At 53.9% G+C, this 14,752-nt stretch carries 12 protein-coding genes and 3 tRNA genes; 11 read left to right on the top strand and 4 right to left on the bottom strand.

Going from position 1 to position 14,752, the window contains the following annotated elements:
* Positions 1–345: 345 nt before the first annotated feature.
* The 4 genes from WD823_RS13150 to WD823_RS13135 form a co-directional block, all read right to left on the bottom strand.
* Complete coding sequence (locus WD823_RS13150; protein ID WP_368429950.1) at positions 346–1,548, bottom strand: tyrosine-type recombinase/integrase; 1,203 nt, start codon at positions 1,546–1,548, stop codon at positions 346–348.
* Positions 1,549–1,721: 173 nt separating this feature from the next.
* Positions 1,722–1,797 (bottom strand) — tRNA-Asn (locus WD823_RS13145).
* 56 nt (positions 1,798–1,853) lie between these two features.
* Entirely contained in the window at positions 1,854–2,438 is a 585-nt protein-coding gene (locus WD823_RS13140) for a GspH/FimT family pseudopilin (RefSeq protein ID WP_368429949.1), read from the bottom strand.
* A 140-nt stretch (positions 2,439–2,578) separates the two neighbouring features.
* Positions 2,579–3,826: a pyridoxal phosphate-dependent aminotransferase gene (locus WD823_RS13135; protein WP_368429948.1), complete on the bottom strand. Its 1,248-nt coding sequence runs from the start codon at positions 3,824–3,826 to the stop codon at positions 2,579–2,581.
* Positions 3,827–3,842: 16 nt separating this feature from the next.
* Between WD823_RS13135 and uvrB the strand changes: the two genes are divergently transcribed.
* From uvrB to WD823_RS13080, 11 genes are all read left to right on the top strand, one after another.
* Positions 3,843–5,912 (top strand): excinuclease ABC subunit UvrB, encoded by a 2,070-nt coding sequence (gene uvrB, locus WD823_RS13130; protein WP_368429947.1) that lies wholly within the window; start codon positions 3,843–3,845, stop codon positions 5,910–5,912.
* A gap of 123 nt (positions 5,913–6,035) precedes the next feature.
* Positions 6,036–6,110 (top strand) — tRNA-Val (locus WD823_RS13125).
* Positions 6,111–6,333: 223 nt separating this feature from the next.
* Complete coding sequence (gene thrS, locus WD823_RS13120) at positions 6,334–8,277, top strand: threonine--tRNA ligase (RefSeq protein WP_368429946.1); 1,944 nt, start codon at positions 6,334–6,336, stop codon at positions 8,275–8,277.
* Positions 8,264–8,878 carry a translation initiation factor IF-3 gene (gene infC / locus WD823_RS13115; RefSeq protein WP_368430003.1) on the top strand — a complete coding sequence of 205 codons (615 nt, stop codon included), beginning with the start codon at positions 8,264–8,266 and terminating at the stop codon, positions 8,876–8,878. Before thrS ends, infC begins: the two co-directional genes overlap by 14 nt.
* 163 nt (positions 8,879–9,041) lie before the next feature.
* Positions 9,042–9,239, top strand: coding sequence for a 50S ribosomal protein L35 (rpmI, locus tag WD823_RS13110; protein ID WP_368429945.1), 198 nt, complete (start codon positions 9,042–9,044; stop codon positions 9,237–9,239).
* A 12-nt stretch (positions 9,240–9,251) separates the two neighbouring features.
* Positions 9,252–9,611: a 50S ribosomal protein L20 gene (rplT, locus tag WD823_RS13105; protein WP_368429944.1), complete on the top strand. Its 360-nt coding sequence runs from the start codon at positions 9,252–9,254 to the stop codon at positions 9,609–9,611.
* A 220-nt stretch (positions 9,612–9,831) separates the two neighbouring features.
* Positions 9,832–10,863: a phenylalanine--tRNA ligase subunit alpha gene (pheS, locus tag WD823_RS13100; RefSeq protein WP_368429943.1), complete on the top strand. Its 1,032-nt coding sequence runs from the start codon at positions 9,832–9,834 to the stop codon at positions 10,861–10,863.
* A 68-nt stretch (positions 10,864–10,931) separates the two neighbouring features.
* Complete coding sequence (gene pheT, locus WD823_RS13095) at positions 10,932–13,313, top strand: phenylalanine--tRNA ligase subunit beta (RefSeq protein ID WP_368429942.1); 2,382 nt, start codon at positions 10,932–10,934, stop codon at positions 13,311–13,313.
* Positions 13,314–13,345: 32 nt separating this feature from the next.
* Positions 13,346–13,678, top strand: coding sequence for an integration host factor subunit alpha (locus WD823_RS13090; RefSeq protein ID WP_368429941.1), 333 nt, complete (start codon positions 13,346–13,348; stop codon positions 13,676–13,678).
* Positions 13,671–14,030 carry a MerR family transcriptional regulator gene (locus tag WD823_RS13085; RefSeq protein WP_368429940.1) on the top strand — a complete coding sequence of 120 codons (360 nt, stop codon included), beginning with the start codon at positions 13,671–13,673 and terminating at the stop codon, positions 14,028–14,030. The genes WD823_RS13090 and WD823_RS13085 overlap by 8 nt, the downstream gene beginning before the upstream one ends.
* Before the next feature lie 215 nt (positions 14,031–14,245).
* A tRNA-Pro gene (locus tag WD823_RS13080) sits at positions 14,246–14,322 on the top strand.
* The last annotated feature ends 430 nt before the right edge of the window (positions 14,323–14,752 follow it).

Here is a 14,752-nt window from a genome sequence, read left to right as displayed (position 1 = left end):
CGGGCCACTGGCAGGCTCGGCTACCGCCCAGCCTGCCGTGTCCCTCGCGCGGCGCTGCACTTTCCGCCCGCGTGCGTCCCCGGCTTCGTTCGCCGTGCGGTGTTGCCTGCCCAGCCATGTTCGGTGGTCGGCAATTCAACATAATGCTAGGAATTATGCGCAGCGCAAAAAAAAACGCGCTGTCCGGCTCGTGCCCGCATAATTTGCATTATGTGTAAATTGCCTTCACTTGTTTTTGATTCCCCGCCCACCTTGCGTGTCGCTGCGCGCGGGGCTTCAGCCGCTGCGCGTCTTCCGCTCCCCGTGCTCGCGCCGCGCCTCCCGTCCGCCCCATAGGGGCTCCCTTCAGGCGCGTTGTGCTAGTCGGATTACTTCGGCTCCAGCCTTCAGCTTGTCGAGATAATCCGCCCAAGCCTGCATCATCTTGCGGCGTTCAGGCAGGTGCTCGGCGTAGTTGTAGGCGGCGCGGATGTCGTCGTGTTCCGCGTGCGCAAGTTGCCGTTCGATGGCGTCTCGATTCCATCCTTGTTCGTTGAGCAGGGTGGACGCCATGCTTCTGAAACCGTGCCCGGTCATGTCGCCTACCGCGTAGCCAAGCCGACGAAGTCCCGCGTTGATGGTGTTCTCGCTCATGTGGCGGTCTTTGCCACGTGCGCCGGGAAATACGTAACGTTCCTTGCCAGTCACGGCGTGCAGTTCTTGCAGGATCGATACGGCTTGGGTGGACAGTGGCACGATATGTACGGCCTTCATTTTCATCTTGTGCGCCGGTATGCGCCACTCGGCCTTGTCCAGATCGAACTCTGACCACTCCGCCTTGCGCAGTTCGCCGGGACGCACGAAAACCAGCGGCGCTAATTGCAGTGCGTACCGGGTGATGTTCGAGCCGCTATATCCGGCAATGGCGCGTAACAGTTCGCCAACACGCTTGGGTTCGGTAATAGTCGGGTGATGGCGTTCTTGAGCGGGTGGAATCGCGCCGCGCAGATCGCCGGAAGGATCGCGTTGCGCGCGACCGGTGGCGACCGCGTACCTGAATACCTTTCCGCAGTTCTGGTGTACGCGATGCGCGGTTTCAAGTGCGCCACGTGCTTCAATGCGGCGCAGGACGGCGAGCAGTTCCGGTGCGTTTATGTCGCCAATAGGGCGACTTCCCAGCCACGGGAATACTTCACGCTCCAGCCGCCGGATGATTTTTTCGGCGTGGTGCGGAGCCCAGCCCAGTGAGAATTTGGCGTGCCATTCCCGCGCCACCGCCTCGAAGCTGTTTTCGGTCGCCGCCTTGCTGGTCTTCTTTATTATGCCGGGGTCAACGCCATTGGCCAGGTGTTTGCGTGCCTGGCCGCACCGCTCACGCGCTTGTGCCAGCGAAACATCGGGATAGACGCCCAAGGCGAGGCGTTTTTCCTTGCCGCCAAAGCGGTACTTCAAGCGCCAATACTTACTGCCCGTTGGCGTGACTTCGAGATACATGCCTTTGGCGTCTGTGATTCTGTAAGACTTCTCGCGTGGCTTGGTGTTGCGTGCTGCGGTATCAGAAAGGGGCATTGGGGGCACCTCGATTGAGTGACGGCTCATGTGCCCCCAAATGTGCCCCCAAGTTGGGGGCATGTCAATGAATTAAGTGAGACGACAACAGACAAGAGAAGTGGAGCGAACGCTTGAAAAGCAGAGACTTTGAGATGGTGTTGGATGGTGTCGGATGATCTTGGAAAGGTAAATGGCTCCCCGGGACGGACTCGAACCGCCGACCCGGTGATTAACAGTCACCTGCTCTACCGACTGAGCTACCGGGGAAATGTCAGAAGGCCGGGTATGTTAGGGCGGAAGGGCAGAAGGGTCAAGGCAACCGGTCAAATGCACTGCAGTGGCTTACCCTCGGAAGTTTTTGTAGAAACACGCGGCCGGCCGCTCCAGTAGACAATGACCGCCTTGGCTTTTTCCGCGCCGCGCCCGTCACAGAATGTGAATGTAGCGCCCGGCCAGGCCTCGCCGGTCGCGTTATAGCGCACATAAGAGTATGTGCCAGTTTCCCCATAGCGAAGCGACATGTTTCCCTCCAGCGCCTGCTGTACGGAAATTAGCGGTTCATTTGTGTTCACTTCATGATTATTGTCTTCATCCGCGAACACAATCCAGCCGGATTTCCAGGCGGCTTCATCTGAACAGGTGGCGCCATCGTTGCTCTTGCATAGTACGACCATTGCGCTTCGCTTGATGGCTTCGCTGCGCGCCAAACTCAAAGTTCCCATGAGTTGGTTCACCGCGGCGGTCATGCGCGTTTCCTGCACCAGGCCTGTTGTGCCGATGGCAAAAACGCCCAACACACTCGTGACACACAGGGTAATCATGAGATCGTGAAGGGAAAAACCCGGCTGTTTCAGGGTGTCCCTGAAACGCGCATGTATCGAAGTTGACGTGGGTTGAAAATGTAGCACCCCAATCCTTCCTTGCTTTCTTGTTATTCGCCGCGGAGAAGCAGCGCGATAGTTTTATTGATGTTATAGATTTATTGCTACAGCGATGTATTATCCTGAATATTATTCCTTATGCAATATATCACCCGGTAACCAGGCAGTTATGCCTTACCGAGCAGTTTTTCAATCCGATCAAGCGCATCGTCAAGTGCTTTCATGGACGTCGCGTAGGAAAGGCGCTGATAGCCTTCCGTACCGAACGCCGATCCCGGCACCACGGCCACCCCGGATTTAACCAGCAGATATTCCGCAAACTCCACATCGTTTTTGACATCGGGGGTGGCGGCCATGGCCTGGTTGAAATCGGGGAAGGTGTAGAATGTTCCCTGAGACGGCACGCACCGCACGCCGCGAATGCGATTGAGACGGCTGACCACGCGATCATGGCGTTCCTGGAAGGCACGGACCATCGGGGCAATGCAACTCTGATCGCCATTAAGCGCCGCCTCCGCGGCGACTTGTGCAATCGATGTAGGATTTGAAGTGCTTTGCGATTGAATGTCGCGCATCGCCATGATCAGATTTGTTGGTCCGCCGGCATAACCAATTCGCCAGCCGGTCATGGCGTAAACCTTGGAGACCCCATTCAACACGATCGTGCGGTCCTTGAGATCGGGGCAGGCGGTGAGGATGTTGCAAAAGGGTTCTTTCGTCCACAAAATATGCTCGTACATGTCGTCAGTGGCAATCAGCACATGCGAATGTCGGCGCAACACTTCGCCCAGTGCCGCCAGTTCCGCAAGTGTGTAGGCCGCTCCCGTTGGGTTCGATGGACTGTTGATAACCAGCAGCCGGGTACGACGGGTGATGGCACGCTCAAGTTGTTCGGAACTTATTTTAAACGCTTGGTCGATGCCGGCGGTAATAATGACCGGTTTTGCGTCGGCCAGCAGGACGATATCAGGATAGGACACCCAATACGGGGCCGGAATGATGACTTCATCTCCCTCGCCCAGCAAGGCCAGAGCGAGATTGAAAAAACTTTGTTTGCCTCCGACAGACACCAATATCTCGTCCGGCGCATAGTCGAGATTGTTATCACGCTTGAATTTCGCAATTACCGCTTTTTTTAGTCCGGGGGTTCCGTCAACGGGCGTGTATTTGGTGAACCCGTCCCGGATGGCGCGTATGGCCGCCTCCTTGATGTGATCGGGTGTGTCAAAATCCGGTTCACCCGCCCCGAGTCCGATGACATCCTTTCCTTGCGCTTTGAGCGCCTGGGCGCGGCTGGTAACGGCAAGGGTAGGGGAAGGCTTGATACGGCCGACACGGTCTGACAGACGAATGGTGGACAAGAGATCCTCGTGCAACAAAGTTGGAATTACGCGGTAATATACCTGCAGCGACATTTAAAATCGATATCACATGAATCACAAATTTCAGTTGGCCAGCCCGTTTCTGCCTGCCGGCGATCAACCGGAGGCGATTGCCGCGATTGTTTCAGGACTGGTCCGCTGCGAGCATTTTCAGACTTTGCTCGGCGTGACCGGTTCGGGCAAAACCTTCACGATGGCCAATGTGATACAGCAGGTGCAGCGACCGACACTGGTGCTGGCACCGAACAAGACGCTTGCCGCCCAACTCTATTCCGAGTTTCGTGATTTTTTTCCGAGCAATGCAGTCGAGTATTTCGTGTCTTATTACGACTACTACCAGCCCGAAGCCTATGTTCCCTCCACGGATACCTATATAGAAAAAGATGCCTCGATAAACGAACAAATAGAGCAAATGCGATTATCGGCCACCAAGGCTTTGCTGGAACGCGAGGATGTCATCATCGTGGCGACGGTTTCCGCCATTTACGGACTGGGCGACGTGGACGCCTACCACGGCATGATTCTTCACCTGCGGCAGGGTACCGCCATGGGGCAGAGGGCCATTCTTCAGCGTCTGACCGAAATGCAATACACGCGGAATGATCTCGAATTGCACCGTGGCACGTTTCGCGTTCACGGCGATGTTATCGATATTTTCCCGGCGGAAGCGGAAAAGCTCGCTGTCCGGATCGAATTGTTCGGTGATGACATCGACGCGCTATCCGAGTTTGATCCGTTGACGGGAGAAGTCAATGATCGGCTGGTCCGAACTACCATCTATCCGTCATCGCACTATGTTACGCCGCGTGAGACCATTCTTGATGCCATCGAGGAAATCAAAAAAGAACTCCAGGAACGGCTGAAACAATTGCGCGCGAACGACAAGCTGGTGGAAAGCCAGCGCCTGGAACAGCGGACGCTTTACGATCTGGAAATGATGCGCGAAGTCGGATACTGCGCCGGAATCGAAAACTATTCGCGCTATCTTTCCGGGCGCAAGGCCGGTGAACCGCCGCCGACGCTGATCGACTATTTGCCGAAAAATTCCATGCTGGTAATCGATGAAAGCCACGTAACGATCCCGCAGCTCGGCGGCATGTACCGCGGCGACCGTTCACGCAAAGAAACCCTGGTCGAGTATGGATTTCGCCTGCCCTCCGCCTTGGACAATCGACCGCTGCGATTCGACGAATTTGAAAGTATGATGCCACAGACTATTTTTGTATCGGCCACCCCTGGGCCGTATGAGCAAAAACACTGTCACGGGATTGTGGTGGATCAAGTGGTACGTCCGACCGGATTGGTTGATCCGGAAATTGAGGTCCGCCCGGCGTTGTCCCAGGTCGATGACTTGTTGTCTGAAATTCGCGCCCGGGTCGCCGTGGGAGAGCGCGTATTGGTCACGACGTTGACCAAGCGAATGGCGGAAGACCTGACAGAATATTTTCATGAACATGACGTGCGCGTGCGCTATCTTCATTCCGACATTGATACTATCGAACGAGTCGAGATTATTCGCGACCTGCGCTCCGGGGTATTTGATGTTCTCGTAGGCATCAATTTGTTGCGCGAGGGCCTGGATATCCCGGAAGTCTCGCTGGTTGCCATCCTTGACGCCGACAAAGAAGGATTCCTGCGGTCGACGCGATCCCTCATCCAGACAATCGGACGCGCGGCGCGGCACATCCATGGAAAGGCGATTCTTTACGCGGATCGCCTGACCGAATCAATGCGCGTGGCCATGGGCGAAACCGAACGTCGGCGACAGAAACAGTTGGTCCATAATACTGCGCGCGGAATAACACCCAAGGGCATTATCAAGGCCGTCAAGGAAATCATCGATGGTGTTCCGCCGACTCATCCGCTTTTCGGGAGCGAGAACTACGGCACGAATAAAGCCCATCCCAGCCACGAGTATCTGCGTGCCGCCGAGGAAGGAGCCGAATATGCCGCCATGGCGCCGAATGCACTGGCGAAACTGATTAGCAAACTGGAAAAACAGATGTATGCCCTTGCCCGCGATCTTGAGTTTGAAAAGGCCGCGGCACTGCGCGACAAGATTCATGCCATCCGCTCACGCCGGTTCGGCCTTGTTGAAGGCGGTGGCCGCCGGCAATGAGATTAAAAAAATTTAAAGCATCGCTTATTCCGTTCATGGCGATAACCGATGTTTATTTTACGTAAGCACGCGAAAAACTTGTGACGCCATGTCAACTTGTGTTATTTTTTCGCGCCAATTTGCAGGCGCGTAGCTCAGTGGTAGAGCACCACCTTGACATGGTGGTGGTCGGTGGTTCGATCCCACTCGCGCCTACCAGAGTATACGGGAATGCGCAGGATGCGCGCCCGCGCGTCACCCGTCTCCTGTCGGGACAAGCCGTGAGGACGGGAGGGAGATCCGCTCACCAATCGCCCTCTGTTCGGGGGATAGCGGAATAAGGCGCGATCTTCCCGATCGACCGGGAAATGAGTATGCGAAATTGATGTGTTGCTCACGCGGCCATTCGTAGCGGTCGCCACTGACCATAGGATCACGCCATATGCCAAACATTACCCTGCCGGACGGCAGCCAACGCAAATATCCCAAACCCGTAACCGTCGCAGAAATTGCCGCGAGCATTGGACCAGGACTGGCACGCGCGGCACTGGCAGGCCGTGTCAATGACAAGCTCGTGGATACTTCTTTTCTCGTCGATCAGGACGCTCGGGTTGCCATCGTCACCGATCGCGATCCCGAAGGGTTGGAAATTATCCGTCATTCCTCCGCGCATTTGTTGGCCCAGGCCGTCAAAGAATTGTATCCGGAAGCCCAGGTCACGATCGGCCCGGTTATTGAAAATGGGTTTTATTATGATTTTGCTTTTGAGCGTGGATTTACCGAGGATGATCTCGTCAAAATCGAGGATCGAATGCGTGATATTGCCAAACGCGATTACCCCGTGATCCGGACCGTCATGCCGCGGGAAGAGGCGGTTAAGTTTTTTCGCGACATAGGTGAAGAATACAAGGCGCGCATTATTGAAGAGATACCGGTTGGCGAACAAATATCGCTCTATCGCCAGGGTGAATTTATCGATCTCTGTCGGGGACCGCATGTGCCATCTACCGGAAAGCTGAAGGCATTTAAATTGATGAAAGTCGCCGGTGCCTATTGGCGCGGGGATTCCCGCAATGAAATGCTGGCCCGCATTTACGGAACAGCCTGGACCAGCAAAGAAGCCCTCGATGCCTATTTGCACCAAATTGAAGAAGCCGAAAAACGCGACCACCGGAAAATCGGCCGCAGCCTGGATTTTTTTCATCTGCAGGAGGAGTCACCGGGCATGGTGTTCTGGCATGAGCGGGGTTGGCGCCTCTACCAGTTGATTGTTCAATACATGGGCGCGTTGTGGCGCGAACACGGTTATCGGGAAATCCGCACGCCGGAGCTGGTTGACCGCACACTGTGGGAAAAATCCGGCCACTGGGAGCAGTTCCAGAGTGATATGTTCATTACCGAATCAGAAAAAAAACTTTATGCCATCAAACCGATGAACTGTCCTTGTCATATCCAGGTGTATAACCAAGGGCTCAAGAGTTATCGTGACCTTCCATTGAGGCTGGCGGAATTCGGCTCCTGCCATCGAAACGAACTTTCAGGTGCCTTGCACGGATTGTTGCGCCTCCGGAATTTTGTTCAGGACGATGCCCATATCTTCTGTACCGAAGATCAGGTCCAGGACGAAGTTTCGGAATTCATCGATCTGTTGCATCGGGTTTATGCCGACTTCGGATTCCGCGATGTAGTCTATAAATTTTCCACCCGTCCGCTGAAACGGATCGGCTCTGATACGAGCTGGGACAAGGCTGAACGGGCGCTGGAACAGGCGCTGAACAGCAACAGGCTCCAATGGGGTCTGCAGCCGGGGGAGGGGGCATTTTACGGTCCCAAGATCGAATTCTCCCTCAAGGACAGCCTCGGGAGGGTGTGGCAATGCGGCACCATCCAGGTGGATTTTTCCATGCCCGGACGGTTGGGAGCAGCCTACATTGACCAAAATGGGACCAAGCAGGTCCCGGTCATGCTGCATCGGGCCATCTTGGGCTCGCTGGAGCGTTTTATTGGCATATTGATCGAAGAATATGCCGGCGCATTACCGCCCTGGCTTGCCCCGGTGCAGGGCATGATCCTTACCATCACCGATCAGCAACAGGAGGCTGCCCGTAAACTGCAGCAGAAGCTTCGTCACCGGGGCTGGAGAGTGGAGTCCGACTTGAGAAACGAGAAAATAGGCTTTAAAATTCGGGAACATACCTTGCAGCGTATCCCCTACCTGCTAGTTGTCGGCAAGAAGGAAGCGCAGGAAGGCACCATAGCCGTGCGCACGCGTAAGGGTGAAGATCTGGGCGGTATGACGCCGGAAGCGTTTCACGCCTTGCTCACCCGTGAAACCGCGGGCCGCGGCGTTACTATTTTGGAGGAACAGAAAGATCGCGACGGATAAAGAGGTTCGTATCAATGGGCGTATCAACGCCCCGAATGTCAGACTGATAAGCAGTGACGGCCAGCAGATTGGCATAGTTCCGGTGAGCGATGCCCTGCGTCGGGCCGAGGATGCAGGCCTCGACCTCGTAGAGATTTCTCCCAACGCGGCGCCACCGGTATGCCGCATCATGGACTTCGGCAAATATCAGTACGAAGAAAGCAAACGCAAGCACGCAGCGAAGCGCAAACAAAAACAGATTCAGGTAAAAGAAGTCAAATTTCGCCCTGGCACGGATATCGGTGATTACCAAACCAAGCTGCGCAATCTGATTCGCTTTCTGTCAGAAGGGAACAAAGCAAAAATTACATTACGTTTCCGGGGACGTGAACTGGCGCATCAGGAACTTGGTGTTGAAATGCTGAAGCGTCTCGAAAACGATTTGAAAGATCATGGTCTGGTGGAACAGCACCCGCGAATGGAAGGCAAGCAGATGGTAATGGTGCTAAATCCAAAACCAGGCGCCGGGAAGTCCACCAAAAGCGAAAAATCAATGCATAAACCAGGCGCAAAAGCAGTGGCTGGAACGAAGGCTGAACCCAAAACAAAAACAGCAGTCTAGTCAATGCATCCCGTGGCATTGGCGTCGATCTTCCGGATGCGGGATGCCGTCGATGAAGCAGCAGTGATTCCTGTCATGGCAATAGCTGTTTAAGTGAATCTACAACCAGCGACCGAAAGGGCCATGCATGTGCCCCCAGGCGTCAACGAAAGGAGTACAAAACATGCCTAAGCTGAAAACCAACCGCGCGGCGGCCAAGCGGTTTAAAAAGACCGCACGTGGCGGATTTAAACGTTCGCATTCACATTTGCGGCACATCCTCACCAAGAAAAGCTCCAAGCGTAAACGCAATCTCCGTGGAACAACCACGGTATCCGGTTCGGACGTTTCCGGCCTTCGGCGCTTGTTGCCATACAGTTGAGGAGAATGGAACATGCCAAGAGTCAAACGAGGAGTCACAGCCGGCGCTCGCCATAAAAAGGTATTGTCTCGGGCCAAGGGATACTACAACGCGCGTCGAAAAGTATACCGGGTCGCCAAACAGGCAGTTGCTAAGGCAGGACAATACGCATATCGTGATCGACGCGTCTGCAAACGGGAATTTCGTGCGCTTTGGATAGCGCGCATCAATGCCGCCGCAAGGGAATACGGCCTTTCTTACAGCCGATTTATGAATGGACTTAAAAAGGCTACTATCGAAATCGACCGAAAAGTCCTGGCCGATATAGCGGTTTATGACAAGAAATCCTTTTCCGTTCTGGCTGACAAGGCCAAGGCCGCCTTGTCTAATTGAAATCGCGGCGGTGTGGGCTGCCGAATGGCGTGATCATCGCAGAAAGGGAAAGGTCGGTTGACCTTTCCCTTTTTTATGACATATCTGTGTCCAAATTCGCAACGAAATTATTCGACAGCGTGTTCATATGATTGGTAGCTGAATCAAGGGCACTTTCCGGTAATTTTATTACTTCCGGGGATAACGTAGTTTAAGAATTTCAGGTCGGATCATGACCGAAATGACTGATGATATTGAGCAGCAATTGAAGCAATGGATGGCGGATGCCGATGCAGCCGTTGCCGCGGCTATCGGCGCTGCGGATATTGAAAACATCCGTGTCAAATTCCTGGGTAAGAAGGGAATATTGACTGAACAATTGAAGAATCTCGGAAAACTTTCCCCGGAAGATCGACCACGTGTCGGCTTGGTCGTTAATCAGGCCAAAGAGACACTTCTGGAAAAGCTTGGCGCGAAAAAGCTGCAACTTGAATCCGCGGCAAGCATACAGCAACTCTCGCGTGAAATTGTCGACGTGACACTTCCGGGGCGTGGATTGCGCACGGGCGGCCAACACCCTATTACGCTCACTCTGGACCGGCTGGAAACTCTATTAACGCGGATGGGATTCGACGTTGCCGACGGTCCGGAGGTTGAGGACGATTATCATAATTTCGAGGCACTCAACATTCCTGAGAGCCATCCATCACGGGCGATGCATGATACGTTTTATCTTGATGCGCATCGGTTGTTGCGCACTCACACGTCACCCGTTCAAGTGCGATTTATGCTGCAACACAAGCCGCCATTGCGAATCATCGCACCCGGACGGGTTTTTCGTCGTGACTCGGATGTAACGCATACCCCGATGTTTCATCAAATCGAAGGACTCATGGTCGATAAAACCGTGAGTTTCACGGACCTCAAAGGGGTGTTATCTGATTTTCTTGTGCAGTTTTTCGAGAAGCCGCTGAACGTACGTTTTCGGTCATCTTATTTCCCCTTCACCGAACCATCCGCAGAGGTGGATATCAGTTGCGTGATTTGCGGAGGCAAAGGCTGCCGTGTATGCAAGAACAGCGGTTGGCTGGAAGTACTCGGCTGCGGGATGGTGCATCCTGAGGTCTTTCGACATGTCGGCATCAACAGCGAGCAATGGATCGGCTTTGCGTTTGGATTGGGCGTAGAGCGCCTCGCCATGCTGCGTTATGGCGTAAACGATATACGAATGTTCTATGAAAATGATTTGCGTTTTTTGCGTCAATTCAACTGATAATTCCATAATATTTCCGGTAACTCGATTGTCTCGGGATTAACGAAGTACCCATAGCAGAATAAATCATGAAATTAAGTGAAAAATGGGTTCGTGAGCGGGTATCACCCGGAATGGACGTGAAAAAGTTGTCAGACCGGTTGACCATGGCCGGATTGGAAGTTGCTGCCATCCACCCTGTCGCGCCGGCGCTGGATCGCGTGGTTGTCGGTAAAATCGTTTCCGTCACAACACATCCCACCGCCGAGAAACTTTTCCTTTGTCGGGTGGAAATCGGCAAGGCCAAAATGCTCGATATTGTCTGCGGCGCTGCGAATGCAACGGCCGGCATGAAGGCGCCTGTAGCGTTGGAAGGAGCCGTGCTTGCCAATGGAATTAAAATTATGCATACAGAAATTCGCGGCATTACTTCCTTTGGCATGTTGTGTTCTGCCAGCGAATTGGGACTGGGTGAATCCGGCGGGGAGTTAATGAATCTCGGCAAAGCGGCCGTGGCCGGCGTGTCATTATCTGACTATCTCGGTGTTGATGATGTCTCCCTGGAAATCGACCTTACGCCGAACCGAGGCGATTGCCTGAGCGTATTCGGTATCGCAAGAGAAATTGCCGCTTTAACCGGTGCAAAACTCAAAAGCCTTCCCCACAAGTCGCTCCCACCCAAGCATCGTCGAATGGTGCCCGTTATGCTCGACGCGCCCAAGGACTGCCCGCATTATGTCGGGCGGATCATTACTGACATCAATCCAAGGGCCGTTACGCCTTTGTGGATGAAAGAAAAACTCCGGCGCAGCGGTATACGAAGCATTCATCCGGTTGTAGATGTCACAAATTATGTCATGCTCGAATATGGCCAGCCGATGCATGCTTTTGATTTTGAAAAACTCCACGGTACGATCTGCGTCCGCTATGCCCAAGCACGGGAAAAGCTTGTCTTGCTTGACGGAAATGAGATCACCTTGAAACAAGGCAGTCTATTGATCGCCGATGATCGGCAGCCGCTGGCGCTGGCGGGTATTATGGGTGGCCTGGCTTCAGCAGTGAACGATTCGACACGCCACTTGTTTCTGGAAAGCGCCTGGTTCCGTCCGGAAACGATTTCAACTCTTTCCCGTGCCATGGCGTTGCAAACAGAATCATCGCTAAGATTCGAGCGTGGCGTGGATCCGGCACTCCAACGACCCGCTATCGAGCGCGCCACCGAATTGTTACTTGGAATCATGGGAGGAAAACCCGGGCCGGTTATCGAAAAATCGGTACGTCGCTTTCTGCCTCGAGTCAATCCGATAACTTTGCGCTTGGCGCGTGTGGAAGGAATTCTGGGGACGAAAGTAATGCCTCGAACAATAGAAAGTATTCTAAGGCGTCTTGGAATGAAACTGAAAAAATCCGGCGGTAGCTGGACTGTCACACCGCCATCATATCGCTTCGATATTGCCCTTGAGGTGGACTTGATTGAGGAAATTGCACGTATCCATGGATATGACAAGCTTCCAAGCAGCCGTCCCCGTATCGAAATGACCGCAAAACCGGTCCCCGAATCAGGAATTGCCGAAGCCCGCTGGCGAACGGTTTTGATAGATCGAGATTACCAGGAAGTCATTACATACAGTTTTATCGATCCCGGGAACCAGGCGCTTATTGATCCTCGGATAAAACCTCTGACGCTCACTAACCCGATCAGTGTGGACATGGCGGTTATGCGTACTACACTTTGGCCAGGTCTGCTTCAGGCAATTCGATACAACCTGAATCGGCAACAGACGCGCGTACGATTATTCGAGATTGGGCGTACCTTTATTCCAATGGGGAGCAGTGTGGTTCAGAATAAAATGCTGGGGGGAGCCGTGTGCGGCGGGGCCCAGTCGAAACAATGGGGGATTCCAGACCGAGATGTTGATTTCTTTGACGTCAAGTCAGATATCGAAGCAGTACTGGGTCTAACCGCCCGATCGGAGGGATTTGCATTTAACGCCGGGCACCATCCGGCGCTGCACCCGGGTCAAAGTGCCGAAATTTGGCAACAAGAACGCATGATTGGAAAGCTGGGGGTACTGCACCCGGATATTCAATCACAACTGGAGCTAGAGCAATCGGTGATAGTGTTTGAACTCGATCTAACTTTACTGATGAGGCCTGGAAATACACTGATTTTCAAAGAATTTTCAAGATTTCCCTCAATCCGGCGTGACATCGCCGTGATCGTGGCCGAAGAGATCCCGGCCCAGGCTGTCATCGACTGTGTGCGAAAAGTGGCAGGAAATTTGCTCGTGAACCTTGAGCTATTTGACGAATATCGCGGGAAAGGCATTGATTCCGGAAGAAAAAGTTTGGCCGTGGGCTTGACCTTCCAGGACTCTTCGCGCACTCTTAATGAAGACGAGGCTGAACGAATGAAGGCGAAGGTAATTGCCGCCTTGGGCGCCGAGTTAGGGGCACAACCGCGACAGTAAGTGTTGGAGAACAAAGAAGAAGGTATAGGCCTATGGCATTAACCAAAGCAGATCTTGCGGAAAACCTGTTTAACGAGCTGGGTCTGAATAAACGGGAAGCAAAGGAATTCGTTGAATTTTTCTTCGAAAGGATAAGAGCCGCGTTGGCTGAAGGGGAACAGGTCAAGCTATCCGGTTTCGGCAATTTTTCCCTGCGTCAAAAGAACTCCCGGCCGGGACGCAATCCCAAGACGGGAGAGGAGATCCCCATCACTGCCCGGAGAGTTGTAACTTTTCGTGCCAGCCACAAGCTCAAGGAACGAGTCGAGCAGAATGCCCAGGCGAATCGCGAAAAATTCAAAGAGCAGGCAGAAATAAATGCTTGACCCCGGCGAGAATCACGAACTCCCTACAATACCCGGAAAGCGTTATTTCACCATCGGTGAAGTAAGCGAGTTGTGTGCCGTCAAACCTCATGTGTTGCGTTATTGGGAGCAAGAGTTTCCCCAATTAAAGCCGGTAAAGCGCCGCGGCAACCGGCGATACTACCAGCGGCATGATGTAATCCTCATTCGGCAGATACGCAGCCTGTTATACGTCGAGGGATTTACCATCAGCGGCGCACGCAACAAACTCGAACTGGATAGTCCTGAACCACTCGATATCAATCGACAACAGACCATCAGGACACTCATACAGGAACTGGAAGATGTCTTGGGCATGCTGAGGAAACTGTAATACCCTTCCTGTCTCTTACACCCGCCATCCTTGGTTTAGTAAAACAAGTTTAACCGGCAGTCGTCTGTTCACACGTACCTTGCCATTCGGTACTACGGATAGGTAATGAGTGGATCCCTGCCATGATTATCTCGCTCTCATGCGGATTCTCCGGTATGATGGCTCCGGCACATCAGTCGTAAATCATGCAGGAATTAATCAGGCATATTGACATCCGGGGCGTAGCGCAGCCTGGTAGCGCACCACCTTGGGGTGGTGGTGGTCGGAGGTTCAAATCCTCTCGCCCCGACCAATCTGGTTATTCGTGCCCTCCGTTTCTGGTGTCTGGTTTTGTGTCGCCTTCGGTGACGTATTTGAATCGGGTTCTCGCACCCGAGGTCGAGGTACTTTCTTGTCGCGACAAGAAAATACCCAAAGAAGCGCTCCCCCGGAGCGCGCGACATCTCCCTCCGTTCCTCGCCCCACCGGGCGCTCGACCAACTCGCCGGGCGCTGAACAACGCGCCTCGGGCTCGAACACGGTCTCGCTTAAAAGCTCCCGGTGGGGCTGTGGTACTCGGTGCGCGCTACGGGGATGTGAGCAACCCACCTCAGACCATGGCAAGGTGGTGTTTTCCAAACCCACTTGGTCCAGCCGAGCGACGCGTGAAGCCGAAGCGCGGGCCCGCAAGGGCGAGCGAGGGATCGCGAGCGTGGGGGGGGGGGGGGGGGGGGGGGGGGGGG

The sequence above is a fragment of the Sulfuricaulis sp. genome (assembly GCF_040901545.1).
Taxonomy (GTDB): domain Bacteria; phylum Pseudomonadota; class Gammaproteobacteria; order Acidiferrobacterales; family Sulfurifustaceae; genus Sulfuricaulis.
Note: the sequence above shows the minus strand (reverse complement) of the source record. Positions and strands in the feature narration are given on the sequence as shown.